Source organism: Quyinboa ferrireducens (genome assembly GCF_042436675.1).
GTDB lineage: Bacteria > Bacteroidota > Bacteroidia > Bacteroidales > UBA5342 > JBHJHP01.
In genome coordinates this window covers 16,899-42,757 of sequence record NZ_JBHMVA010000015.1, presented here as the reverse complement: position 1 = coordinate 42,757, position 25,859 = coordinate 16,899, and the positions used below count along the sequence as shown (strand labels likewise).

Below are 25,859 nucleotides of genomic sequence, written 5' to 3'. Positions count from 1 at the left end.
TCAAATTGCCCGTTTTGTGAACCGCAGCCTCTGTCCTTTCACGGATTCATCGAAAATTCCGGCATCATAAACTTTGTGTCCGTTAACAAACGTGGTCATTATGGAATGGGAAAAGGTCATCCCTTCAAGTGGCGACCAACCGCATTTATAACGTATATTATCTTTTGTCACTTTACTTGCAGTATCCGGGTCAACCAAGACGAGATCAGCTTTATATCCTTCCCTTATAAAACCGCGTTCTTTGACGTTGAATAAAACAGCCGGAGCATGGCACATTTTCTGAACCACCTTTTCGTAAGAAAGCTTCTTGTTTTTCACTAACTCTAGCATTGCCACCAAACTATGCTGAACCATCGGACCACCAGACATTGCTTTCAGAGCTCCACCCTGCTTTTCCTCCCACAGGTGTGGCGCATGATCCGTGGCTACAATATCCACCTTATCACTTATAATCCCTTGCAATAAAGCCTCCTTATCCTCTTTGGTTTTAACCGAAGGATTCCATTTTATGAGCGTACCTTTGGTACTATAATCCGAATCATCGAATAACAGATGATGTACACAGACTTCTGCTGTGATATTCTTTTCCCTCAATGGCTTTGAATTATCGAATAACTCAAGTTCCTTTTGGGTAGAGAGATGCAATATATGTAATCTTGCATTGAATTTTTTTGCCAGGCTTACAGCAAACGATGACGACAAATAACACGCCTCAGCACTTCGGATCAAAGGATGCTGTTCAATTGGTACATCCTCACCAAACTGCTGCTTTGCTTTTTGAATGTTTGCCTGAATAGTTGATTCATCCTCACAATGTGTAGCAATTAACAGTGGTATTTCTGAAAAAATATTTTCCAGGGTTTCCTTGTTATCCACCAGCATATTTCCCGTTGAGGACCCCATAAATATTTTCACGCCACATACCTGTTCCGGATCTACTTTCTTTAATTCATCAATATTATCGTTGGTGGCACCCATAAAGAAAGAATAATTTGCCAGGGATTTTTCAGAGGCAGATTTATATTTATCCTCAAGAATCTGAATCGTTACTGCCTGTGGTTTGGTATTTGGCATCTCCATATAGGATGTTACACCTCCAGCCACTGCTGCTTTAGCCTCAGTATAGATATCACCCTTATGTATCAGACCAGGATCGCGGAAATGTACCTGATCATCTATCACACCGGGGAACAGTATTAATCCTGTTGCATCAATCAACTGAATATCCTTGAACGATTGCGGATCAACCTCAGTCTTAAAAATCTCTTTAATCACCTCATCCTCAATCAATACAGAACCTGTAAACCTTTCGTTTTCATTTATAATTTCTGCATTGAATATTAGTATTTTATGTGTCATTTCAGGCTGCGTTTTTCTGAGGGTACTTTTTGAAATAACTGCGTAATTTCAACTTTAATACGCCCCAAACGGCTTCATTAAAAATACCACCGCTCATTTTCGAGGTCCCGAGAACGCGGTTCACAAATACAATCGGGACCTCTTTAATAGTAAATCCACATTTAAACGTTGTGAATTTCATTTCGATCTGAAAGGCATATCCCTTGAACCTGATCGCATCCAGATTGATAGTTTCCAGAACCTGCCTCCGATAACATTTAAAACCGGCAGTAGTGTCAAATACTTTCATACCGGTTACAATTTTTACATATTTTGAAGCAAAGTATGACATTAGTACACGACCAATAGGCCAGTTAACAACATTTACTCCGCTGATATATCTTGAACCAATTGCCAGATCTGCTCCTTCTGACTTACATGCATGTAATAGCCGGGGAAGATCATTGGGATTATGGGAAAAATCGGCATCCATTTCAAAAATAAAATCATATTTTCTTTCGATGGCCCATTTAAAACCTGCAATATAAGCAGTCCCAAGTCCCTGTTTTCCCTGACGCTGAACCATGAATAAGCGGTCATCGAACTCTTTTTGAAGTTTTTTTACAATGTCTGCAGTACCATCTGGTGAACCATCATCAATAATAAGAATATGAAACCCTTCTTTAAGATCTGTTACAGCACGGATTATGTTCTCAATGTTCTCCTTCTCGTTGTAAGTTGGAATGATTACTACACTTTTTGCCATGTGCTTTTATATGTCTTTAGCTTCTTTTTTATAAATAAGGACTACTGCATAAGCCGAAATTCCTTCTTCCCGCCCTTCAAATCCCAATCGTTCTGTTGTAGTAGCCTTTAATCCAACACTGTTTTTATCTATATTCAGTACTTCTGCCAGTTTCCGCTTCATATCAGACATAAAGTCGGCAAGCTTTGGTTGTTGCGCTGCAATTGTACAGTCTATGTTTCCGATCACGTAGCCCGATTCACTCAGCAGTCTCACAACTTTTAGCAACAATTTTTTACTGTCCACATTTTTAAATGCATCATCGGTATCAGGAAAATAATGCCCGATATCCCTAAGTCCGGCAGCACCCAACAGAGCATCTGAGAGTGCATGAATCAGGACATCTCCGTCAGAATGAGCAACTGTTCCTTTTGTATGAGGAATTTCAACACCACCGAGCCACAAAGATTCGCCTTCGGCTAACCGGTGAACATCATATCCGAAACCTACTCTGAAATCCATAATGCATCAATTTTGTTATTGCAAAAGTAGCAAAAGATGAAGATACAAAAAAGGCCGGGTTGACCGGCCTTTAATTTAAATTATTTCAAATATGTTATATCAATTTAAAAAAGATTAATCCAATTGATAATCTGTACTATTATTGTCCGTTAATCATTTTTTGCAATCCATCAACTCCAAAGGACAACGTAAATCTTAAGGTATTTGCCAGAGGGCTGGTTGAATCCGTCGGAATCAGATAAGAAACATCCAGGCTTAACACATTCATTTTAAAGCCGGCTCCAGCAGAAAAGAAAGTTCGGTTCCCTTTAATTGCAGATTCATGATAATAGCCACCGCGAATGAAGAACATTTCATCGTACACATACTCCAGACCAGCTGACCACATTATCTCCTGCATCTCTTCCTTGAATCCCCCGGGAGCATCGCCAAAAGATCTTACTGCACCGACCAGAACGTTCATATCATTTCTTATCTGTGCATCATTCTCAGCATTAGCAGCATCATATCCACCGGGTGTTGGAACCAGTAATTTTGAGAATTCCACTGAAGCAGATAGTTTATTATATTCATCAATTACCATTCCCCAGGTGGTACCTAAACGAAGTGTGGTTGGAAGAAAATACTGTTCCGTTTCGTTATATGACATCTTTTGACCTAAATTGGTTATACTTAAACCAACGTTATAATTAACATCATATCCACTTATTTCAGTCTCCCTTGTATAGAAAGTTGACATATCAGCCGCAAAAGAACTACCAGCACGGTAATCTTCACTTCCCTGTTGTGTAGCACCACCACTCAGATCCGAATAAATATATCTGAATGTAACAGCCCCTGTTACATAATCGGAAAACTTTCTGGAATATGCAGCATCCAGAGCAAATTCATTTGGTTTGATGGTTCCAAGTCCGAAACCCGTTTCATCGGTCCACTGTATCTCACCCAACGAGAAATACTTCATAGATGCACTGACCGCATGTAAATCACTAAGTTTATAATATCCTGACAGATAGAAAAGCCCGATGTCATTAACCAGTGCTCTCAACCACGGTGTATATGAGAAAGTAAACCCGAATTCATCAGTATTATACGGATATTTTGCAGCATTCCAGTATTGTGAATTAAAGTCTGCTGATGTTGAAACACCGATATCACCCATAGCACTCGAACGTGAATCCGGTGCGATAGTTAAAAATGGTGTTGCTGTAGTGATAACATTGCTGGTATTCTGGGCAGATAACGCGCCTGTAACAACAACAAATAAAAGCATTAATTTCGATCTAAACTTCATATTTCCTAGCTTAATTAATACGCTTCTAAAAAACGTTTTTCTAAAACGCAAAGAAACTGTAAATTATTTTATTAACCAACCAAAAACTAATTAACAATAAGTTTTTGAGCTGCCCCCAAACTCTCCTTACCGTTCTGAGTAATTCGCACCCTGTAAAAATATATTCCCCTTTTGACTTTTCTACCCGACATATCCGTCAAATCCCAATTAAGAGGATTTGAAGTATTGTCGGCACTGTATGCTATCTGGTTTAAAGTATTTAAAAGCTGACCATTGGTAGAAAAAATGTCTATTTGAATATCCAGAACCGATTCCGGACGGTTATGATCAAATTCAAAATACACATAAGATTTCGCCGGATTCGGATAACAGGTAACCTTCGTAATATCGGGTTTATCATTCTTATCCACCACAAATTTAAGTTCTGCTGAAGATGAATTATTATAAATATCCCACACACGGAAATGCAAGGTATGTTCTCCTTCATCAAGATTACTGAGTCTATACCTAACCTGACCCTCAGACGAACCTACAGATGGTTGAAAATAATCATTCACTATGTATGTCTGATATGGATCATCATCCAGGGTCAGCATAATATCATGACCAATGCCCAGGCCTGAAGTATTAATTCCACTCTGATCTACAATATCAGCAAAAAACAACGGATTGGAACTTACCGAAGAACCATTTGTGAAACCAGTGCTGTTCAGATATAATGAAAGCTCAGGGCCCGCATCATCTGCAATAAAATTATCATTGAACCCTCCAATCTTAATTTCTTCCGTATATCCCTTTGCTTCGGCTGTTTCTGAAGTTGCATAATACACAATCCTACCATTTCCAACCATATAATTTATCTCTTTGGGTATCATGAACTCAAACTCAAACCTGCCATCCTTTACTTTAGCCTTACCATTGAATATGGCTTTGTCCCATAATTTGAAGGTAAGTGGTCCACTATTAACATAATCAGCAGCATCGTTCATGAGGGTTGTAATTGTGGAAATCTTGTCGTATATTTTAATATAAACATCGCCATTAAAAAACGTTGCCGTATCGCCATTTAAAGCTTCAATATATCCACTCACGGTAGCACTTTCAAGTGCTGCGATTGTATCATTATCTGTTTCAAAACTGGTATTACCGTTGACAGCAGAGGTTTTAACTGTTAGTTTGGGTTGCAACATCCTTAGAGCCGGATCACCCAGAAGCATAAATTTACGCTTGTTGGCTCCGGTTCCGGTGTGACTTTTTGTTTCGCGACAAATATCACCTAATCTATATGATTCCCCACTATCATCCAGCTTAAAGGCATAGTCAAAAAAGTTGTTGTTAATGGTATAATTGGAACTGGAAAAAACAAGACGTGTGGTTGTAAAGAGTGATACACCTCCTCCTGCCTGACTCAGCAGCACCCATTCACCAGCTGAAGTACTCTCTTTCATATCAAACCGGCTGAATTCACAGGTAGCAGTTACCCATACCGGTAAATTATTAAGGTTACTTAGTGCCTTAATCATATTTTTTGTTACAATCTTTTCATCTGTAAGTCCTGTTATTCCTCCATGTCCTGAGTAATTCAACAGCAGGACTCCTTTTTGAAGATCCCTCTTCAATGCCTTATTGGCATCAGGGAAAGAAGGCCCGGAAGCCTCAACCACCTGCTGATAGGCATCCAGTAAAATTTTGTCCACAACCATATCGGGATGCAGCCTCATCACTTTATCTGCCATAAGATTAGCATCCCGCATATGGGTATTGCCGTCCCCATCATCCGCAACAAAAGTGACTGAATTTTTCCACATGTTTTTATTGAGATTCTGGTTATAATATGTTGATTTGGACACCATTGCTTTCGCTTCTTCAACAGTATAGACAGGATAGCGCCCTACACCAATATCCACTTTATCACTATTCCCAAGCGATCCTTCAGAGTCATCAAGGATACCAAAATAATCATCTGTTACGTATGTATTGGCTTGGTTTAAAGATTCATCCGACTCAAATGTAATTACTCTGTTACGTTCAAGATCCACGTCTGGCCTGTTATCAAAAGTTCCATCTCCGAATATAAGCAGATACTTTAGACGATCTTCATTGGCTGTTCCCCTGTCGTATAACATTTTCATAAACCAACGAATAGCTGTTACATCAGGCTGACCACATGAAAATTCATTATAGATTTGTTCCGGTGTTACAACCAACACCTTCAAACCTTCAGATGTATGCAGATCATAAAGGTCCTGAGCCATGCCTTCGCCAAGAAAATCTTTATTTGATACAATCACCATATCAATACCTGCTTCAGCATGTAGGTTCTGATTTTCAACCTCACCAATCACCTCCGGTTTTGGGAAGGAACCATTCGGATTCAGTGCCACATAATTTCGCAAAGATGAGGCATCATCATTAAATGAAATTGCACCATTTGTAGTTGCAGTTGCAACTTTTTCAATGTTCATGCGATCAGTTACATCCAATACTATAATATTATCATCAACTCCGTTAACAGTAAAACGATGTGATTTACCTTCACCGGTATTATAAGGATACCTGAACTGTAATTCGTCTCCGGTCATTTGTAACGGGCGAATCACATTCACCCTCACAAAATCAATCCAGCCCGTAGCTGAATTATCTGCACTTAACAGTTGTACATTAATGTCGATATCAGGAGAAACAGGTGTAAATATCTTGTTTAAATCTCTGGTATACGCAAACATACTTATTTCTGAACTTATTGTTGACGGGATGGATAATGATCCAAGTAATCCGTCATTGTAATTTACGTACACGTTTGATCTGGCATCTAACGATCTTGCTACATAAGATACGTAAACTTTCGACTCTTCATTTGTAGAGATTGTTGGAAAGTTAAAAGAGACTGTTTGCGTTGTACCTTCATCCATTTTAGGGCCATACCAATCATCACCCGATTCCAAAAGATTTTCAGTCATAGGTTCATAAACCGCATAATCCACAAATGTTGTAACCTCATCATCCGCAACATTAATTGTATCGGGTTTTGACTTTAACTCTTTTAATGATCCTGAACCGGACGTCAAAAAGTAATAGGCTTTGTCACTAAAAGGATGTTGTGTTTGAACAAACTGTTGCGATGCATCATCCCAGGTCCATTTGTAAGTTCCAACAGCATAAAACAGGATATAATCTCCGTTGTTAAAAACCCCGTCCGAGCCTTTTTCAACCCAAACCGCCACTTCATTCAAATCATCGTATTTGTAATTTGCAATAAATTTATCCAAAACCTGTCCTCCGTTACCGTAAATTTTAACAGTACCCGGATCAAGCCCCATACTGCTTATATCACTGTAAGTAAGCTTATAAAAGCCTGTTTTTTTAATGGCGACCTTTACCCATTTTCCGGTGGCAAGAGCCGATGACGGTTTAAAATAGTCAGTTTTATCCAACGTTGCAGACTTTAATTTAACAACCGGTTGCTTAACAACATTTATTGCAAATGATTTTAAACCTTCAATTACATTTCCATTTTTTCGTAATGGTATAACGGTAATATCCAGCATACCGTTCCCCCTTGACATGGTAACATAATGCTCTACAATTGCCGAATCAGAAATAAAACCCATTCCCTGAATCTGTTGATTTGTATTAACTGGCAATGGCTCCCATTTCTGATTCTTTAGGGTGACACTAAAATCAACATTGCTAAAATCTTCCTGATTGATGGGGATATACGTATAATACTGTGGTAAATATCCATACTCATCCGCATTCTGTGCTCCTTCAAAGTTTAAAAAACCTATAGAATCTTCCTTTGTTACCTGTCCCAACGTGTTATACCAGTTAAGACTAACATTAATCTGAGCATTCAGAACAGAAAAACCACAAACAAAAAATATTAATATGAATCTCTTTAACATATTATTTTAAATTGGTCACTAAAATAGATAAGTTTTACAATTCAAAAAACTTTTCTGATGAGTAATGACAGTTAGAGCAATTTCAGTTATAACGCAATCATTCAAAAAATATTTTACAATTTTAAACCCTTTTAAACAGACTTTAATTTCAATATAATCGCTTTGAGAAAAAGGATTTCGTTACTCCTTATGATAATTACTATAGTACAGACGTTTTAAATGATCCAATCTTACAGCAACTTTTGTAATTTTGCAGCGTTGTTTTTTATAAAACGCAAATTAAGATATTCGGAAAAGAAAATGGTATTTATATTATCAGCAATAGCAGTTTTTGTGATCCTGATCCTTATAGGGGTTCTTTTTCGCTCTAAAAAGGATGAAACGGAGGAAGAACCTACACTCCTCCCTGATGCGGATTGCTGCGGCGCACATGAAGTATGCGAAGCTGAATCGCTCATGAACCACACCAACAAACCCGTGTATTTTGAAGATGAAGAGCTGGATCGTTTTGCAGGAAAAGATGTTCATGATTACTCCAACGGGGATATCACAGAATTTGAAGATATCCTTTATACTCTAAAGGAAAAGGATGTTTCGGGATGGCTGAAGAGTCTGCAACTCCGTAACATAGAACTACCCATTCCTGTACGGGACGAAGCACTAATGATCATCAGTGAACGCAGGTTTGGATGAACATGAAATCAAACCCAACCGTTTCACAATTAGACTCAGGAGTTGAATACACCTTAATTAAAGAACTCAGGTTCGATGAAATTAAACCATTCATTTTAAAAATAATCTCTAAGCGGGATACACTAATCAACTTTTATGTGCTGTACCAGACAATTGCACTTGCAGCACTTATAATACTGGTGGCATTTCATATTTACAATGCACTAATCAATGAGGCTTACCACATACAAAACTTCTACTGCATATTAACCGGGTTACTTTTCTCTTTTAGTGTTTTGGTTATAATTCACGAACTGATGCACGCTTTAGCTTATTCTGTGCTTGGTAAAAAACAGTTAAAGTTTGGAGCCGATATTAAAAAGTTTATCTTTTACGTGCATGCACATATGCAGGTTGTCAACCGAAAAGAACTGATTCTTGTGGCACTTATTCCTTTCATTCTGGTTCATCTGATTTGCATACCTTTAATTATAATCCTCTGGCATTCCCCGCTTTCTTTGTTTTTTTGGGTGGTATTGTTAGCACACGCTTTGTTCTGTGCCGGAGATTTTGCAATGATAAGTTTCTTTTCAAGGCAGAAAACATCTGAAATATATACCTATGATGACAGCAGAAATAAGCTGGCACGTTTTTATATAAAAAAAGCTGATATCGAATAATACCAGCTTTCATAAATTATATCTCAGTTTTTAAATAACACCCTGTGCGAGCATTGCATCCGCAACCTTGACAAAGCCTCCGATATTCGCTCCTTTAACATAATTAATTTTACCACCCGGTTCTTTACCATAACGGATACAGGTTTGGTGAATGTTATGCATAATGATCTGTAAACGTGCGTCCACTTCATCTACCGGCCAGTTTAACCGCATACTGTTTTGGCTCATTTCAAGTCCCGAAACAGCAACGCCGCCTGCATTTACAGCTTTTCCGGGAGCAAACATAATATTGCCGGTTGCGAGCTCTGCAGCCTCTGCTGTCAGCCCCATATTTGAAGCCTCAGCTATCAACTGACAGCCATTATCTATCAGCATTCTCACATCTTCGTGGTTCATCTCATTCTGTATGGCACATGGAATAGCGATATCCACTTTTTCACGCCACGGCCTTTCACCTTCATAAAACTTTACGCCATAACGCTCTGCATAAGGTTCAACCACATCCATATTGGTAGCACGAAGTTCGAGCATATAATCAATTTTTTCGCCAGTCACACCATCCGGATCATAAATATATCCGTCAGGACCCGATATTGTAACCACCTTAGCACCCAATTCAGTTGCTTTGAGTACTGCACCCCAGGCCACATTACCAAATCCTGAGATGGCGATTGTTTTACCTGCAAGTGTTTGATTTACATCCTCAAGCATTTCCTTTACAAAATATACCGCGCCAAAACCGGTTGCTTCCGGCCGGATCAGACTACCGCCAAACTCCACTCCTTTTCCAGTCAACACGCCTGTAAATTCATTCTTCAGCTTTTTATACATTCCGAAAAGATAACCAATTTCGCGACCACCAACACCAATATCACCGGCAGGCACATCAGTATGAGGACCAATATGGCGGTAGAGTTCGGACATAAAAGCCTGGCAAAAGCGCATAATTTCGTTATCCGATTTTCCTTTGGGATTGAAATCAGAACCACCTTTACCTCCTCCCATTGGCAGGGTTGTCAGGCTGTTTTTAAATGTCTGCTCGAATCCAAGAAATTTCAACCCGCTTAAAGTTACACTGGTATGGAAACGCAGACCACCTTTGTAAGGCCCAAGGGCGCTGTTAAATTCAACCCTGTACCCTCTGTTGATACGTATTTCACCACTATCGTCTATCCAGGGAACACGAAACATGATAACCCGTTCAGGTTCAACGATGCGCTCCAGAATTTTTGCTTTCTGATACCTGGGGTGCGATTCGTAGTAATCCCAAACCGATTCCACTACTTCTTCTACTGCCTGCAGAAATTCATCTTCGCCAGGATTTTTTGCTTTTACATCTTCTAAAAAAGCAGTCATTTTTTCTTTCATCTGCCATTTAATTTTTTGTTCTCATATCATCAGATCATTACAAAATATCTGATCTGAATCTGGTTCATAGTCTCGATACTAAAGTTTTAAATGCGTGCAATTTCTTAATTAGGTATAAATATAGGTATGATTTTTATCAATTTTAATTTTTGCCTGATACTTAAACAATTTAAAGGATTTTTTTGGGTTAAAGAGATAGATTTTGTTTTTTCGTTCAACAAAAATTCTGAAGAATATGAAATACCCTGTTTTTACTTTCATTCTGGTTTTCACAGTTTTTTTTGGGTGCAAAAAAAGCAACAGATTTACCGTTAAAACCGACGATATTGATATAAATATTCAATTCATCCGTTTCGATCAGGAATTGGGAAAAGAAGATACAACTGCAACTGCTGCAAAAGTTGATACTTTCCAGAATAAATATCCTCGATTCTTTAATTTATACTCTTCCCAAATTATTAAAACAGGCGTTCCTACCGGTAAGAATTTTGAAAAGTACCTAAATCGATATCTTACCGACACAGTATACTGTCAGGTTTATGATACTGTAGAACATAAATTCAGTTCCACTCAAAAGCAGGACCTCATCATCCGAAACGGATTCAAACGTTACAATTATTTTTTCCCTGAAAGAGCCATACCCGATGTATATTATATGATTTCAGGATTCAATGAATCTGTTGTTGTAGCAAAAGATATTCTTGCCATAAGCCTTGAAGATTATCTGGGCGTTAATCACCCTTTTTATCAATGGTTATCACTGTATGAATATGTCAGGATTAATATGTATCCCGAAAAGATACCAACCGATGCATTATGGGGCTGGCTGAAAAGTGATTTTCCATATCGGGCAGAACAACAGACGCTATTGAATAAAATGATCTACGAAGGTAAGATAATGTTTGTTTTAGAGCAGCTGTTACCCGACGAACCCAAAAACAGAATACTGAGTTATTCCGAGCCACAACTGAAATGGTGCGAAGCAAATGAAAAAGCAATGTGGAGTTACATCATCGAATATAAACATCTGTTCAGTAAAGAGCCTTTAGTTATAAATAAATATACCGATCCTGCACCATTTACTCAATTCTTCGGAAATGAATCATCACCCAGAGCAGGCTCCTTTATCGGGTATAGAATTGTATCGGCTTTCATGAAAAACAACAAGGAAGTAACACTGAAACAATTATTGAATATTAACGTCGGAGCGGATATCCTTGGAAAATCAGGATATAAACCGTAAAATTAATGACGAATACAAAATTATCTTAGGAGTTTGCAATCAGGGGAAAGTATAACAGCATAATCCCAATTTGGATTTTACGTACTAATCATAAAAATTCCAGGAGACTCCTATTTTCAAAAAGCGCGGATTGTACCCATAATGGAGGGCTGAAAAATACCGTGGTGGAATTACATCTTTCAATACATTGTAATACATAATGAAGAAACGCATCCGTTTGATCTGAAAATTCGCATACGCATGGGTCATTGGAAAATTACCAATTAATAGTTCATGCTGGTTGTAAAACCTTCCGGTTGCAGGCATATAAGCCGGGACATAGTAAGATGTATGATAATAATTATCCAGCCCGATCTGAAACCTTAGCACATTAGCATACGTATTTTTATAATAAATATTAGATCTGACAGCCAAATCCGGTAATGGTAACACGTCCGAATTTCCTGTTATCTGATAGGTTGCAATATTGTCCCAATGAAATTTCCCAACGGTAAGGTCTTTGTAAAGCGTCGCTTCAACTAAAGGCAATCCAGAAGTATATTGACGCGGTAACGAAGCTGTATCATAATAAATATAATTTACAATTGTATTGAGCTTAACCTTTGCTCCTGCATGCCATGAAGGAATTTTAAGTTCACCTTCCAGACGTTGCTCAAACACATCTTTGAAGTCATTATTCCACCAAAAATGATTTGATGCGTAATGATTAAGAAAATAATCGGGCGTTGTTTTAGAAAAATCAGCATTCAGGGTTAATGAGGCAGAATCCAGAACTGCAAACCATTTTGTCAGTTCACCCTTAATACTATAGTCTCCCTGTCGATACCCCAAAAAGTAAATTTCGGCACCTGCTTCAAAAAAGAAGTTTTTCCCTTTTCTTCTGAATATCTGACCTCCAAATGAAGTATTAGCATAAGTAGTGTCATTGGAATGCCGCATGTATTCAAATTTTGAAGAATCGGCAACCATTGTGCTATAAATAGACTTAGCCTGTGAATATCCGTAGTTAAACACAGAATCCGGCATGAATGACCATGAATTATTTTCCTGACGGATCAGTTCATTTTTAATGTAAGCTCCAAATCCAAAAGGCATATATTTATTTAAACCTTCTTCAAAATACAGCTTAATTTTATTTTCCAGAACCCTGCGATACGTACTATCCAAAGTAGTTGCACTGTTAATAAAATTATTCTGATAAAAACCGTTGGTTGGTAATGGAGAACCTTCAACATAGTTTTTGGAATACTCTGAGTATTTAAATGTATGTCCTATTGTGTTAACAGCCACAAATTCCTTGACTATTGTATCCTCAAGCTCTACATCCTTTTTGTATCCTATTCTGTATTCGTGGTTCAGATAAAGAAAACGGTTTTTTAACTGTGATTGTGCATTATTAAGATTAACCTGAAACGTGGCATAGTCTCTCGATGCTCTTCTGTCAGCAAATACTGCATAAGGATCTGAGATATAACGATCATCTGCAAATCCACCGTTTTCAAAATTCTGCAGATTATTTATCCCTCCAATAAAGTAGAGGACATACCTTGGTTTCAAAATGGATGTTGACAGAGAGAAATTCAGGTGCTTGGTAGACATACGGTCGTAAAATCCCCTACCGTAAATATAATTTCCATACCCTGTTATATTGATGTCTTTATGAATATTCCGGGAATGTATAATCCTTACCTGCTCCTCTGCCTGTAGTTTTGGGCCACCTGTCCAGTAATTCAAACTGGTATAAGGGGTCTTGGTATTATAAAATCTGTAATCTTCAGGCATTTTCATATAATCACGGTAAACATCCATAAAAAGAAACGGAAGATCCACCGGGCGATCAAAATAAATCATCGACTGATAAGGGCTGCCAAGATTTCCCAAATGAGCATTTGCAATACTTGTACGGTATATAGGGTAATAAACAAAAAAATCATTCATGGCAGTATCAAAGGCGATATGAAATGTGTCCAGATTGTTCGGATCAATCTTCCATGAAAATATTTCTGCTTTTTTCGACTCTTTTTCCTTTACTTCCAATTTTTTAGGCCCCACATATGTTGTTCCCTCTTTTTGTTCATCACTCCCAGGTTTTACAAGTTCCTGCGCCTGTAAAACGGAAATACAGTAAAAGAATAAACCAACTAATATTAAGGCTCTTAAATTCATGGGCACAAATATAATTAAATTAACACTTGTCATTTATTGTGACACACTTACTTTAAAAACTTTAACAAAAAACTTATTATTGCCCGTGTCTAAATTTAATCTGCTGGCAATTCAACGATGATAATGCAATATTACTCTGATAATTTACACTGGTAATTTGATGTAAAAATAAAAGGACTAAATTTGCGTTTTATGCGTAAACAATTCAACATAATGAATCTGACAAAACCGGTATTAATAACACTCTGTTTATTATCTACTTCAGTATTTGCACAGTTTAGTCTGAACACCGGAACTCTTCTTAATTCAGGTGATAATATAAGTGCCTCAGGACTGGATACAATATTTGTTGTTCAAAACCTCAACAATGTAACCCTGCAATACACCAATTCAGACACCACAGACTTTTCATGGAGCAGGTTTACGATTCAGGATGGTGCTGTAACAACTCCTTCATTAATACCGTCTTCTATTGTTTCGAACCAAAAGATAGCCACTTTGTCCATAACCGAACCCGGAGGTTATCAGGTAGAGATAGGACCTACAGGTAATTCCATAACAAAACAAATATGGGTTATTGATTATGAGGAATATACACCGAGGGTAGATTCTGTTGTGGTTTATGATAAATCAAAGGATGGTGCAGACAGTTGCTCATTTATTAAAGTGGAAGCTTTCACAAGCTCAGACACTATTCTGGTAGGTGATCCGATACAGAATAAAATTGTCCGGCTCACTCGATATCAAAGCATAAACTGGAGTTCGGTTCCATCACTTACTTTTGACAGTAAAGAATTTAAAATCAATTTATTTGCGCCTAATATACCATACGAAGATACACGTATAAAGGCAACGCTTGCAGAATCACTATTCGAAGGTATTACTTCATTTAATACTGAAGTTGAAAATGACACCTTATATATTCCGGTTGCAGTAAAACTTGAAAGCATTGTCGCCAATATTATAGAAAGGGATAATAATAACGAATTCGAAAAAGTTGTTACCGGTGATATCAAAGGAAGCGCACCTTTAAATGTTGACTTCTCAACAAAGGGAGCTAATTCAAAGGTTGAATTTTACGATTGGGAAATTCTTGCCATGAGTGAAGCCGATTCCCAGAAAATAACGTTTGCACTTGACTCGTTCCGATATGAGTTCCGAAATGACGTAAATGATAACGAAGAAGCAGACTATCTTGTCCGGGTCACTGTAAGTAATGACTATTGCCACGCAAGTGATAAAGAAGAAGTGCGTATTGTTTCATCGTACCTTGATGCCGCCAACATTATGATCATTGGATTTGGTGCCAGTGAAGAGGCTGGTCAGTTTAAAGTGGTGTATAAATCCCTGAAACCGGAAACATTTCGTGGCGCAATTTATAACCGCTGGGGACGCCGGGTTTTTACATGGACTGATCCTGAACTTGGCTGGGACGGACGTTATAACGGGAGATATGTTTCACCGGGTGTTTACTACTATGTAATTACAGCAACCGGAACCGATGGTGAAAAATGGAAAATAAAACGCGACCTGAACATTATTCGCTCAAAAGACTCCAAATAATACAAGTTAAAAACCCTCCAGGACTTGGAATCTCTGAAGGGTTTTTGAAACTGAACGAATCTTTCCGGGACGAACTTACTTTCTAAGGTGGTCTAGGCGTATTGTATAACCTAATTTAACCTTTATTAACTGTAGCAAATATCATATATTTTTTTTAATCAGCCGTAAAGATTCAAATCTGTTTATTGAAGACAGGTTCTCATTTAATGAATTAAAATAATACAACCTTTATTTGGTAGGTTTTGCTATTACAAAGCTGAACTGGTGTGGGATAGACACTTTTACGATCGTTCCTTTCGCCTTGCCATCCAGTACGAGATCGGTAACCGAAATTACAATATGGCGAACGTTATACTTATTAAAAAGATTAATCTGTTCCTGCATCACATTCATTCCAATACCACTCCCTTTACTTGTATGAAGTTCTGCGGCCTTTTTTCTTCCAATTCCGTTATCCTTTACTAAGATTACCGTTGCTTCAGGTGTTTTTTCAATACTAATTTCTATTAGCCCAGGGTAATCAATCTGGTAAAATCCATGCCGAACCGAATTCTCTGCATAGCCCTGTATCAGCATCTTGGGGACCTGCATTTTCCGTTCAACTCCGGGACCTGTAATTACCTTAAAATCAAATTTGTCCTTAAACCGGTATTTCTGAAATTCAAGGTAATCCATTGTAAATTGTATTTCTGCATCCAGTTCGCGGGTAATATTGGTACTGTCTATCAAACTGAAACGCATCAACCTGGAAAATCGCGTAAAGTAATCGTAAGCCACGTCCTTATCTTCCTTATAAATAACTGATCCAATAACATTCAAGGCATTGAATGTAAAATGCGGATCAAGTTGATTCCGAAAGTTTTTTAATTGCAAATCGGTAATCTTACTTTCAATGGCTTTCAGTTCAAGTTCTCTTTTCCGGGTCAACTGGCTTCTCAACCACACAATCAGATTTAACAACAGGAAAACCATGAGCCAGTAAGGGTATTTAAGCCAAACCCATACAGTACTTCTATAGGTCAAACGATTGATATAAATTTCTCCGGGAATAATTATGGAATATATGCTACCCTTTCTCACCGAAAACTGATCAAAATAAAAATCTTCATCCATTATTTCTATTGATGCCGGATTCTTAAATCCTTTTCGGTAAACAATCAGTTCATTCGAAATATTACTAAAAAGCACATGTTCTTTGTCGGGCTTATTATCCAATTGAACAGATGTTATATAATCGTATCCGTCAAGATTAACCTGTGCAAAAAGGGTCTGACTTAAACTTCCGTTTGATTTATCTACCAACCAGTACTGCCTCCCCTCGGTCTTAATATATAACTCGTCCTCCTTATCCTGAATAAGCAAAAGATCCGTTATTATCTGATCAACATTCAGATCCGCTTCAAAAATAACATCTCCGGTGAGGCTCACCTTAACCAACTTCCGGTTATTTGAATCAATGCTTAAATCCCACAGGAATAAGTATATATCTTTGGAACCCGATTCGGCATCATCCATAACCACTAAATCAGCATATCCATATGATTCCGCTAGTATTACCGGATCAAATAAAAAATTAAAATCCTTATCAAGAACCATATAACGGCATTCCATTTCGCCATAGTCCCAGGCAAAAGCCTCGCGAATGTGACGATTTGAAACTGTGTTAATAACAATAGAAAACTCATGCTGATCATTTGTTGTTACTTCTACCTGCGGATTCATGGAATCAAAACGGAAACGATTCATTTGCCTGGTGCTCACATTAAAACACATAATTTCACTTGATCCCAGACTTTCGCTGTCGTCACCCCAAAAGTATAACAGCACTTCCTGCTTCTCATTCTTTCTGAATCCCAACCATCTGATTTTTGAAGGTCCATGCTCTCCACTGGTATTTTGTTTTACCGGGTAACCATATACGTTATGCGTACTGTCATGAATGGAAAAAACAAACAGATAAACAGAATCGATACTACGGGTAAAAAAAGCTGTTGTTATATATCCGGTATCAAAAAGATCTTCAAAGTAAAACTCATCAATACTTGCTACATCTCCATACTTTTCTTCGTACTGCGTTTGGTACATAATATTACCGTTCGCTTTTGACACGAACATTTGGGTACCATTTCCGGTAAGAGCAGATGATCTGAACCTGAAAAATTCAGAGATACCGTCCTCGTCCAGATCATAGTAAACCCGACTGACACTTTCATTATTCAAAACCTTGAATGTTGTCTCCAATTTATACTGTGCAAAAGGAAATGGCAAAAGCCAGATAAGTACCAATACAACAATGGATGTAATGAATAACGGATGCTTTATAATGGTTGTAAACCTGATCACTGCTAAAATATTACAACAGGTTTTGTAAATAGTTACGTGAGTACTTCAAATTAATATCTTCTCCACTATCGCCCATAAGAATTATTTCCAGGTTATGCCGTTCTACACGCTTAAGATATGAAACATTAACCACGCAGCTTCTGCTGATCTGTAAAAATCCGTTTGCAGGCAAATGATCATTTTTTATTCTGCCAAGATTGAAACTGGAAAAGATTACCTCATTATCTTTTAATATAACATGAGTATAAGTGCCCTCTGCCTGCAAATAAATTATCTGAGAAGGATCGAGCAATTCAATTCCCGAATTTGTAGGAATTTTAATTTTCCCGTAGAAAAACTTATTCTCTTCGTCTCTTTTTTTAATCAGAGGTTTTATTCTGTTTAACGTATCATACAGTTCCTTGCGATCAACAGGTTTCAACAAATAGTCGAATGCATTTAGCCTTAGCGCATCCAGCATATATTCATCAAAAGCTGTTACATAAACCACATGAAGTTCCAGGTTTACCGAACGGATTTTCTTAAGCACCTCAATCCCTGATATACCAGGCATCTCTATATCAAGAAATAATATATCCGGCTTTAACAACTGAATCTGACGGTCCAGATCCATGGGATCGGTCAAAACACCACATACTTCGGCAATACCTGTATTATTGATTAAGGTTTTAAGCAATTCATTGGCTTCATATTCATCATCAACCAGCAGGGCACGAATTTTTGTTTGATCATCTTCATTTATCATAATACCGGTTATTTTGAATCAATATAAAGATAGCAGTATCCTGACAATTTTCAGAATGAGAAAGCCATTCAACCTAATGTTTTACAACATATTAACTCAAAATATAAAAGTGCGGCTATATTCATTTTTTGCACCCCGCATAATATTGTAACTTTAAGGTTGAAAATACATACTTTCAATTTTTTATTATGAAGCAAATCATCTTTGTTTTGGCATTGATAGCATTAGTGAGTTGTGAAAAGAAAACCGAAAAAACATGTCTTACGGCAAGAGTAATGGCAACAACCTGCGCCGGGTCGGTATTGCAGTTTATCAGTGCAAATGAATCATTTGGTGAAGCCTGGATAAATATTTTTGAATCACCCCAAATTACTTATTCTAACTGTGCTTTGGCAGAAAATCTTCCAACAGGTTTTCATAAAGGAGATACACTAAACCTGAATTACATACAGGTCTCCCGCTTCACAACTGCCGGCTTATGCACATTGGATAGTTTACCCAAAACAAAAATCAGAATAACTGAGATACTGGACGGTGATTGTAATTGATTTCTCCAATCTATTTCATTTCGCTTAGGGCATAATGCATCTATCCAACCGAAATTTTATTTTTTCTTGTTGTCCGGGTAAAGCTTCAGAGATTCCTCGCTTCACTCGGAATGACAGGCATTTGATGGCTTTCGGCTGGAGAATGGACCTAAAAGACTGTCATTCTGAGCGTAGTAAAATGAAGCGAAGAATCTTTAAATAATATTGATTTTTAGCCTGACAACAGTGATTTTTTTATTTTCTTTATTGTCTGATTACCTCTTAAATTTAAAGACTATGAAATTACAACTTACCTTAATCTATTCTTTATGTCTGTTAATATTTACTTCTTGCAATAAAAATTCAAAAAAAGAAAGCAATGATCCCTATAATTTTAATTTTGAAAGAAATTATTCAGAAAACAATAATGAATTTAGCTGGGAAATCAGTGGGACTTACTTTAAGATAAGAAAAGATACTATAAATAAATTTGAGGGTAATTCTTCATGTTCAATAATAAATCCAAATAATCTTAAATCATCTACTGGTAGACTAAGAATTTTTCAAAAAGTACGTATTTGTCCTACAAATAATGAAATTAAAATCTCTATTTACTTAAAAGGGAAGAAGATTCAGAATTGTATGATAAAAGCATACTTACTCGACCAAAATGAACAAATTGTTATTGAAGATTCCCTGGCATTCCACCCGTCGATTGATTGGACAAATTATAATTTTAAATTAAAAAACGCAGATTGTGAACTACTATTTTTAGAGTTTATAATTGGAAAAGGTTCTGAAATTTGGGTTGATAACCTGAACGTTACACAAAATGGAGAAAGCATTAATATTCTCAGGAACAAAGAAATTTCAAATTCGCAAATCTTTGGGAATAGAATAATCGAAAAATCATTTTTGTGGCAAAAGGATTCCGAGCTTTCTCTGTCAGATTCTTTAACTGACTTTGAAAATTACAATGTTGTGGGCATTGGAGAAACCGTACACGGAGCTAAAGAAATGGTACTTTACAGAAACTCTTTAATAAAATACTTGATCAAAAAGTACAATTACACTACAGTTATTTTAGAAGCTCCTGACTTTTATATGAATGAAGCAAATAAATTCATTAATGGAGAAATTTCTGATGAACGTATATTAATGAACTACAGGAAACACTTTGCCCAATACTACAATTATGCAATTTCAAACATTGAACTGTTCAAATGGTTAAAAGAGTATAATTTAAAACATGACAATAATGTTGTTGTTTTAGGTATGGATGTGTCTCATGAGTGGCGCACATATATACATAAATATCTGGGAAAGTTTAATTTTCCAATTATTAATGAAATAGATAACAATATAAAATCGCATAATATAAAAACTGCGGTGGATATTATTAATAAAAATCAAGATTTTCTGGTTGATAAAATGGGGGCTACATATTATGATTCATTACAATTTATCGTGAAAAAAATAATTGATTTTAATAGTGTTTATGATAGCCGATCTAACAATAAATCCAGGGACTTGATAATGTATCATAATATAATAAAGTTGATCCCTCCAGATAAAAACGAATCATGTCAAAAAACTATAATATGTGGTCACTTTGAACATTTAGGGAAAGGAACGTTCCTTAATGATCCTTTAACTAAGACTGTTGGAAGTATGTTAGCAGATGAACTTAAAGATAAATATTTCGTTATTGCGGAAATAACTGGAGGTGGTACTAACCAGTCCGGATCCTTTTTCATTCAACCAAATTCAATAAATAAACTTCAGAAACCCGATGACAGCTCAATAGAATTTTTATTTAAGAATATGAACAATTGTTATGTAAATACAAATGATATATCAAAAGATATACCTGAGCTTATAACGATCAGAAGCATTGGTGGACGTATTAATGATTTTAATCAATTCGTTACGTGTAATTTTAAGACACGATGCGATGGAATTATTTATATAAAAGAATGTACCCCAATAGAAATTGTTTTATCCCAATAATATTTAGCTTATTGAGGGCTTCAACTATGGTGAAACCCTCCGCAAATACCTAAATTCTTAAACCCTGTTAAGAAATTTTACTTTTCTCTATTGAAACAGCCAAAACACACAACTTTTAATAATCTGTTATATCTTTGCAAACACAAAATAATAACGGACAACCGGTTCATATCAATTCGATAAAAAAATAATAAAAAAGATAAATATTATGTTACCAATCAGCAATCCAACCAGCACAAAAGCCTGGAAAGAATTAGAGGCGTATTTTGCAAAATTTAAAGGGACCCAGATGAAGGATCTTTTTGCAAACGATGAAAATCGCTTTAAAAAATACACCCTGAAATTCGAAGATATATTAGTCGATTACTCAAAAAACATAGTTGACGACAAAGTTTTGGAACTTTTGATTCAACTGGCCAATGAATGCGGACTGCAATCAGCCATAGAAAGTGAGTTTTCCGGTGAAAAAATAAATCAGACAGAAGGTCGTGCTGTATTGCATGTAGCATTAAGAAATCGAAGCAACACGCCGATTTTGGTTGACGGAAAGGATGTAATGCCTGAAATTAACAAAGTGCTGGATCAAATGAAAGCTTTTTCTGAAAGCATTATTTCCGGTACATGGAAGGGGTTCAATGGAAAAGCTATTACCGACATTGTAAATATTGGTATTGGCGGTTCCGATCTTGGACCCTTGATGGTTACAGAAGCACTAAAACCTTATAAAAAGGAAAATCTGAACCTGCATTTTGTATCAAATGTTGACGGAACACACATAGCAGAAACTTTGAAAAAGGTCAACCCTGAAACAACATTGTTTATTGTGGCTTCAAAAACATTTACCACTCAGGAAACAATGACCAATGCTCATTCGGCAAAATCATGGTTCCTGAAAGCGGCGAAAGATGAAAAGGCTGTTGCTAAACATTTTGTTGCGCTTTCTACCAATGCTGAAGCTGTTTCTGCATTCGGTATCGACACCAAAAACATGTTCCGGTTCTGGAACTGGGTTGGAGGCCGTTACTCGCTATGGTCAGCAATTGGTCTATCCATCGCATGTGCCATTGGATTCGACAATTACATTGAATTGCTGGAAGGTGCCCATGTCATGGATAAGCATTTTAAATCTACAGATTTCAACATGAACATCCCTGTAACACTGGCATTAATAGGACTTTGGTACAATAACTTCTACGGAGCGGAAACCGAAGCAATTTTGCCATACGATCAGTACATGCATCGTTTCTCAGCGTATTTCCAGCAGGGAAATATGGAAAGTAACGGAAAGTATGTAGATCGTACCGGGGAAAAAGTTACATATCAAACCGGGCCAATTATCTGGGGTGAACCGGGAACCAATGGCCAGCATGCCTTTTATCAGCTGATTCATCAGGGAACAAAATTAATTCCTTGCGATTTTATGGCTCCTGCCATCAGCCACAATCCACTGAGTGACCACCATCCAAAACTTTTGGCAAACTTCTTTGCGCAAACAGAAGCTTTAATGGTAGGTAAAACGCCTCAACAGGTTGAAGCTGAGTTAAGGTCTGCGGGCAAATCCGACAAAGAAATTGCAGACTTGCTGCCATTTAAAGTATTTGAAGGAAATAAACCAACAAATTCTATTTTGTTTAAACAGCTTACGCCACGCACGCTGGGTTCTTTGATTGCCATGTACGAACACAAGATTTTTGTTCAGGGTATCATCTGGAACATATTCAGTTTCGATCAGTGGGGCGTTGAATTAGGTAAGCAACTGGCAAATCAGATTCTACCAGAACTCTCAGGTGAAGAAGAAGTGACAGCTCATGATGGTTCAACCAACGGATTGATTAATGCTTATAAAGCCATGCGTTAAGAGATTACATACAATAAATAAAGAGAGGCGGTCTGAAAAGATCGCCTCTCTTTATTATATAGATAAAACATACTGTTTTTTCTTAATGTGTCACCTATCGTAAATTCTCATGCAATAATTTGATCTCAATGGCCGGTGAAATGCGTTCATAAACAATGTTATAAACAGCATCAGTTATGGGCATCGAAACTTTGTACTTTTCGTTAATCTCTTTAATACATTTCACACCATAATAGCCTTCTGCCACCATGTGCATTTCCAATATGGCATTTTTTACCGAATATCCCTTCCCTATCATGTTTCCGAACGACCTGTTCCGGCTGAACTGCGAATAACAGGTCACCAGTAAATCGCCGAGATATGCCGAATCTTTTATATCACGGGATATCGGGTGAACCGTATCAACAAACCGTTTAATCTCCTGAATAGCATTTGAGATCAGCACGGCAAGGAAATTATCACCATAATTCAATCCGTGGCAAATACCGGCTGCTATAGCAAATACGTTTTTCAGTACAGATGCGTATTCCGTTCCATAAATATCATCGGAAATATTAGCTTTAATGTAATGGCTGCCAAGCATCTGTGCCATCATTCGTGCTGTCTCACGGTTCTGGCAAGCCAGCGTAAGGTAAGACAACCGCTCCATGGCTACCTCTTCAGCATGGCAAGGCCCGGTTATGACACCAATATTTTCGATGGGAACCTGAAATTCCTGATTGATGTATTCCCCAATAATCATATTTTCATCAGGAACAATTCCTTTAATGGCCGAAAAAACAATTTTGTCCTTTATAGAAACCTTAATCTTTTTGAGTGCAGGCTTAAGGTAAGGCGAAGGAATGGCCAGAATAAGAATATCAGACTTTTCAATCACTTTGTTGATATCGCAATTCAAAAAAAGCCGATCGGTATCAAAGCGAACCATAGTAAGATAAGACGGATTATGCTGCAGTACTTTAAAGCGTTGCAGGTTATCCTTATCCCGCATATACCAGTTAATGCGCTCAACATTTTCAAGCAACATTTTGGCAATAGCAGTAGCCCAGCTACCTCCTCCTATAATCCCTATTTTCGCACCCGATTTTTCCATGTTATTCAAATGAGGCAAACCATGAATTTACCTCATCTATAGATGGATTTTTTAAGCCCAGTTTATTCTTTTTGTTATATCCGCAAAGGTCGTTAAAAAATTTAGATGCCTTTACCTCTTTAAGTTGTATTACCTTTTTATAACCTAAATTACGAACCACATCCACCCATTCCGGTGCTATTCCAAGCTCAATAAATTTTTCATCACTATCCGGTACAGAACGTTTTTCGGGTTTCATTTGCGGGAAAAACAACACTTCCTGAATGGCCTGCTGATTGGTCATTAGCATCACCAAACGGTCAATACCGATTCCCATTCCGGACGTCGGTGGCATACCATATTCCAGTGCCCGCAGAAAATCCTGATCAATAAACATCGCCTCATCGTCACCTTTTTCCAAGAGCTTCAACTGTTCTTCAAACCGTTCACGCTGGTCAATCGGATCATTTAATTCTGAATAAGCATTAGCCAGTTCCTTACCATTCACCATTAATTCAAAACGTTCGGTAAGTTCAGGATTGCTACGATGCTTTTTACACAATGGCGACATCTCAACCGGATAATCAATGATAAACGTAGGCTGAATGTAACTTCCTTCACATTTTTCACCGAATATTTCATCAATGATCTTCCCTTTACCCATAGTTTCGTCCACCTCCACGTCTATTTTTTTACAAACTTCACGAAGCTGATCCTCATTCATTCCTGAGATGTCTATTTCTGTATGCTCTTTAATGGCATCAAGCATTGTGATGCGTTTATAAGGACGTTTGAAATCAATTTCTTTATCACCCACCTTTAGTTTGGTTGAACCGTGAAGATCCAATGCAACTTTTTCAACCAGCTCTTCGGTCAGGTCCATCATCCAGTTGTAATCCTTATAAGCTACATAAATTTCCATAGCTGTAAACTCAGGGTTATGGGTTCTGTCCATCCCCTCGTTACGAAAATTCCTGGAAAATTCATATACGCCGTCAAAGCCTCCAACAATCAACCGTTTCAGGTAAAGCTCGTTGGCAATACGCATATACAATGGAATATTTAAGGCATTGTGATGTGTTACAAACGGACGGGCAGCAGCACCACCCGGAATTGGCTGTAACACCGGCGTTTCAACTTCAAGATATCCTTTACTGTTAAACAGATCACGAATGGAGTTGATCAGTTTTGTACGTTTAACAAAAGTATCCTTCACACCGGGATTTACAACCAGATCAACATAGCGCTGACGGTAACGCATTTCAGGATCAGAAAATGCATCGTAAATTTTTCCCTCTTTTGTTTTTACTATTGGCAAAGGTTTCAGCGACTTTGCCAAAACGGTCAGGGATTCCACATGAATAGAAATCTCACCAACCTGGGTCCTGAATACATGACCTGTAACACCTACAAAGTCACCAATATCCAGCAACTTTTTGAATACAGTATTGTATAAGGTTTTATCTTCATCGGGACAGATATCATCCCTGGAAATATACATTTGAATACGACCTTCAGCATCCTGCAATTCGGCAAAAGACGCTTTCCCCATAATACGGCGGCTCATAATACGACCGGCCAGGGTAACCTTACCAAAATCTTCGTCATCCTTAAAACTTTCCTTAATCTGCGCAGAGTAATGGCTTACTTCGAATTTTTCCGCCGGATAAGGATTAATGCCCAGACTTCTTAATTCATCAAGGCTGTTTCTTCTGATTAATTCCTGTTCGCTTAGTTCTGTTTGAAGATTATTTGACATATTCAATTCCCTTTTTAAAAAAGTTTTGCAAAGATAATAAACCTGCAAT

Annotated in this window: 18 protein-coding genes; 7 read left to right on the top strand and 11 right to left on the bottom strand. The window is 37.4% G+C overall.

Going from position 1 to position 25,859, the window contains the following annotated elements; genetic code table 11:
- The 5 genes from ACE01N_RS17280 to porU form a co-directional block, all read right to left on the bottom strand.
- Entirely contained in the window at window positions 1-1,359 is a 1,359-nt protein-coding gene (locus ACE01N_RS17280) for a dihydroorotase (RefSeq protein WP_380591743.1), read from the bottom strand.
- A 1-nt stretch (window position 1,360) separates the two neighbouring features.
- A complete protein-coding gene (locus tag ACE01N_RS17275; protein ID WP_380591742.1) occupies window positions 1,361-2,104 on the bottom strand; it encodes a polyprenol monophosphomannose synthase in 744 nt (247 codons plus the stop codon).
- A 6-nt stretch (window positions 2,105-2,110) separates the two neighbouring features.
- Entirely contained in the window at window positions 2,111-2,605 is a 495-nt protein-coding gene (gene ispF / locus ACE01N_RS17270; protein ID WP_375728776.1) for a 2-C-methyl-D-erythritol 2,4-cyclodiphosphate synthase, read from the bottom strand.
- A 139-nt stretch (window positions 2,606-2,744) separates the two neighbouring features.
- Window positions 2,745-3,899 carry a type IX secretion system outer membrane channel protein PorV gene (porV, locus tag ACE01N_RS17265; RefSeq protein WP_380591739.1) on the bottom strand — a complete coding sequence of 385 codons (1,155 nt, stop codon included), beginning with the start codon at window positions 3,897-3,899 and terminating at the stop codon, window positions 2,745-2,747.
- Window positions 3,900-3,985: 86 nt separating this feature from the next.
- Complete coding sequence (gene porU, locus ACE01N_RS17260; protein ID WP_380591737.1) at window positions 3,986-7,804, bottom strand: type IX secretion system sortase PorU; 3,819 nt, start codon at window positions 7,802-7,804, stop codon at window positions 3,986-3,988.
- 300 nt (window positions 7,805-8,104) lie between these two features.
- On the opposite strand from porU, the gene ACE01N_RS17255 reads away from it, so the two are divergent.
- A complete protein-coding gene (locus ACE01N_RS17255) occupies window positions 8,105-8,497 on the top strand; it encodes a hypothetical protein (RefSeq protein WP_380591735.1) in 393 nt (130 codons plus the stop codon).
- A gap of 2 nt (window positions 8,498-8,499) precedes the next feature.
- Window positions 8,500-9,156: a DUF3267 domain-containing protein gene (locus ACE01N_RS17250; protein WP_380591733.1), complete on the top strand. Its 657-nt coding sequence runs from the start codon at window positions 8,500-8,502 to the stop codon at window positions 9,154-9,156.
- A gap of 30 nt (window positions 9,157-9,186) precedes the next feature.
- Here ACE01N_RS17250 and gdhA read toward each other — a convergent pair whose 3' ends face one another.
- Window positions 9,187-10,524: an NADP-specific glutamate dehydrogenase gene (gdhA, locus tag ACE01N_RS17245; RefSeq protein ID WP_380591731.1), complete on the bottom strand. Its 1,338-nt coding sequence runs from the start codon at window positions 10,522-10,524 to the stop codon at window positions 9,187-9,189.
- Window positions 10,525-10,759: 235 nt separating this feature from the next.
- Here gdhA and gldB point away from each other — a divergent pair, with 235 nt between their 5' ends.
- Window positions 10,760-11,767, top strand: coding sequence for a gliding motility lipoprotein GldB (gene gldB, locus ACE01N_RS17240; protein WP_380591729.1), 1,008 nt, complete (start codon window positions 10,760-10,762; stop codon window positions 11,765-11,767).
- A gap of 84 nt (window positions 11,768-11,851) precedes the next feature.
- On the opposite strand, the gene ACE01N_RS17235 is transcribed toward gldB, so the two are convergent.
- Window positions 11,852-13,933 carry a putative porin gene (locus ACE01N_RS17235; protein WP_380591727.1) on the bottom strand — a complete coding sequence of 694 codons (2,082 nt, stop codon included), beginning with the start codon at window positions 13,931-13,933 and terminating at the stop codon, window positions 11,852-11,854.
- A gap of 192 nt (window positions 13,934-14,125) precedes the next feature.
- On the opposite strand from ACE01N_RS17235, the gene ACE01N_RS17230 reads away from it, so the two are divergent.
- Window positions 14,126-15,496: a T9SS type B sorting domain-containing protein gene (locus ACE01N_RS17230; RefSeq protein ID WP_380591725.1), complete on the top strand. Its 1,371-nt coding sequence runs from the start codon at window positions 14,126-14,128 to the stop codon at window positions 15,494-15,496.
- Between the two features lie 228 nt (window positions 15,497-15,724).
- Here the strand turns inward: ACE01N_RS17230 and ACE01N_RS17225 are convergent, their stop codons facing one another.
- Window positions 15,725-17,839 carry a sensor histidine kinase gene (locus tag ACE01N_RS17225; RefSeq protein WP_380591723.1) on the bottom strand — a complete coding sequence of 705 codons (2,115 nt, stop codon included), beginning with the start codon at window positions 17,837-17,839 and terminating at the stop codon, window positions 15,725-15,727.
- Window positions 17,840-17,849: 10 nt separating this feature from the next.
- The gene (locus ACE01N_RS17220) at window positions 17,850-18,584 is read right to left on the bottom strand and encodes a LytR/AlgR family response regulator transcription factor (protein WP_380591721.1); all 735 of its coding nucleotides are present in this window, start codon (window positions 18,582-18,584) and stop codon (window positions 17,850-17,852) included.
- 188 nt (window positions 18,585-18,772) lie between these two features.
- Here ACE01N_RS17220 and ACE01N_RS17215 point away from each other — a divergent pair, with 188 nt between their 5' ends.
- The 3 genes from ACE01N_RS17215 to pgi all read left to right on the top strand — a co-directional run bounded on the left by ACE01N_RS17215 (window position 18,773) and on the right by pgi (window position 22,979).
- Complete coding sequence (locus ACE01N_RS17215; RefSeq protein WP_380591719.1) at window positions 18,773-19,132, top strand: hypothetical protein; 360 nt, start codon at window positions 18,773-18,775, stop codon at window positions 19,130-19,132.
- A gap of 276 nt (window positions 19,133-19,408) precedes the next feature.
- Entirely contained in the window at window positions 19,409-21,121 is a 1,713-nt protein-coding gene (locus ACE01N_RS17210; RefSeq protein ID WP_380591717.1) for an erythromycin esterase family protein, read from the top strand.
- 208 nt (window positions 21,122-21,329) lie between these two features.
- Complete coding sequence (gene pgi / locus ACE01N_RS17205; RefSeq protein ID WP_380591715.1) at window positions 21,330-22,979, top strand: glucose-6-phosphate isomerase; 1,650 nt, start codon at window positions 21,330-21,332, stop codon at window positions 22,977-22,979.
- A gap of 94 nt (window positions 22,980-23,073) precedes the next feature.
- Here pgi and ACE01N_RS17200 read toward each other — a convergent pair whose 3' ends face one another.
- Together ACE01N_RS17200 and lysS are read right to left on the bottom strand one after the other, a co-directional pair.
- On the bottom strand, window positions 23,074-24,072 hold the full coding sequence (locus ACE01N_RS17200; protein WP_380591713.1) for an NAD(P)H-dependent glycerol-3-phosphate dehydrogenase: 999 nt from the start codon (window positions 24,070-24,072) through the stop codon (window positions 23,074-23,076).
- A gap of 1 nt (window position 24,073) precedes the next feature.
- Window positions 24,074-25,810: a lysine--tRNA ligase gene (gene lysS, locus ACE01N_RS17195; RefSeq protein ID WP_380591711.1), complete on the bottom strand. Its 1,737-nt coding sequence runs from the start codon at window positions 25,808-25,810 to the stop codon at window positions 24,074-24,076.
- Window positions 25,811-25,859 lie beyond the last annotated feature (49 nt).

Coding starts and splice junctions, on each gene's coding strand:
- ACE01N_RS17280 (WP_380591743.1), bottom strand. CDS start 1,359: ATGACACATAAAATACTAATATTCAATGCAGAAATTATAAATGAAAAC.
- ACE01N_RS17275 (WP_380591742.1), bottom strand. CDS start 2,104: ATGGCAAAAAGTGTAGTAATCATTCCAACTTACAACGAGAAGGAGAAC.
- ispF (WP_375728776.1), bottom strand. CDS start 2,605: ATGGATTTCAGAGTAGGTTTCGGATATGATGTTCACCGGTTAGCCGAA.
- porV (WP_380591739.1), bottom strand. CDS start 3,899: ATGAAGTTTAGATCGAAATTAATGCTTTTATTTGTTGTTGTTACAGGC.
- porU (WP_380591737.1), bottom strand. CDS start 7,804: ATGTTAAAGAGATTCATATTAATATTTTTTGTTTGTGGTTTTTCTGTT.
- ACE01N_RS17255 (WP_380591735.1), top strand. CDS start 8,105: ATGGTATTTATATTATCAGCAATAGCAGTTTTTGTGATCCTGATCCTT.
- ACE01N_RS17250 (WP_380591733.1), top strand. CDS start 8,500: ATGAAATCAAACCCAACCGTTTCACAATTAGACTCAGGAGTTGAATAC.
- gdhA (WP_380591731.1), bottom strand. CDS start 10,524: ATGAAAGAAAAAATGACTGCTTTTTTAGAAGATGTAAAAGCAAAAAAT.
- gldB (WP_380591729.1), top strand. CDS start 10,760: ATGAAATACCCTGTTTTTACTTTCATTCTGGTTTTCACAGTTTTTTTT.
- ACE01N_RS17235 (WP_380591727.1), bottom strand. CDS start 13,933: ATGAATTTAAGAGCCTTAATATTAGTTGGTTTATTCTTTTACTGTATT.
- ACE01N_RS17230 (WP_380591725.1), top strand. CDS start 14,126: ATGCGTAAACAATTCAACATAATGAATCTGACAAAACCGGTATTAATA.
- ACE01N_RS17220 (WP_380591721.1), bottom strand. CDS start 18,584: ATGATAAATGAAGATGATCAAACAAAAATTCGTGCCCTGCTGGTTGAT.
- ACE01N_RS17215 (WP_380591719.1), top strand. CDS start 18,773: ATGAAGCAAATCATCTTTGTTTTGGCATTGATAGCATTAGTGAGTTGT.
- ACE01N_RS17210 (WP_380591717.1), top strand. CDS start 19,409: ATGAAATTACAACTTACCTTAATCTATTCTTTATGTCTGTTAATATTT.
- pgi (WP_380591715.1), top strand. CDS start 21,330: ATGTTACCAATCAGCAATCCAACCAGCACAAAAGCCTGGAAAGAATTA.
- ACE01N_RS17200 (WP_380591713.1), bottom strand. CDS start 24,072: ATGGAAAAATCGGGTGCGAAAATAGGGATTATAGGAGGAGGTAGCTGG.
- lysS (WP_380591711.1), bottom strand. CDS start 25,810: ATGTCAAATAATCTTCAAACAGAACTAAGCGAACAGGAATTAATCAGA.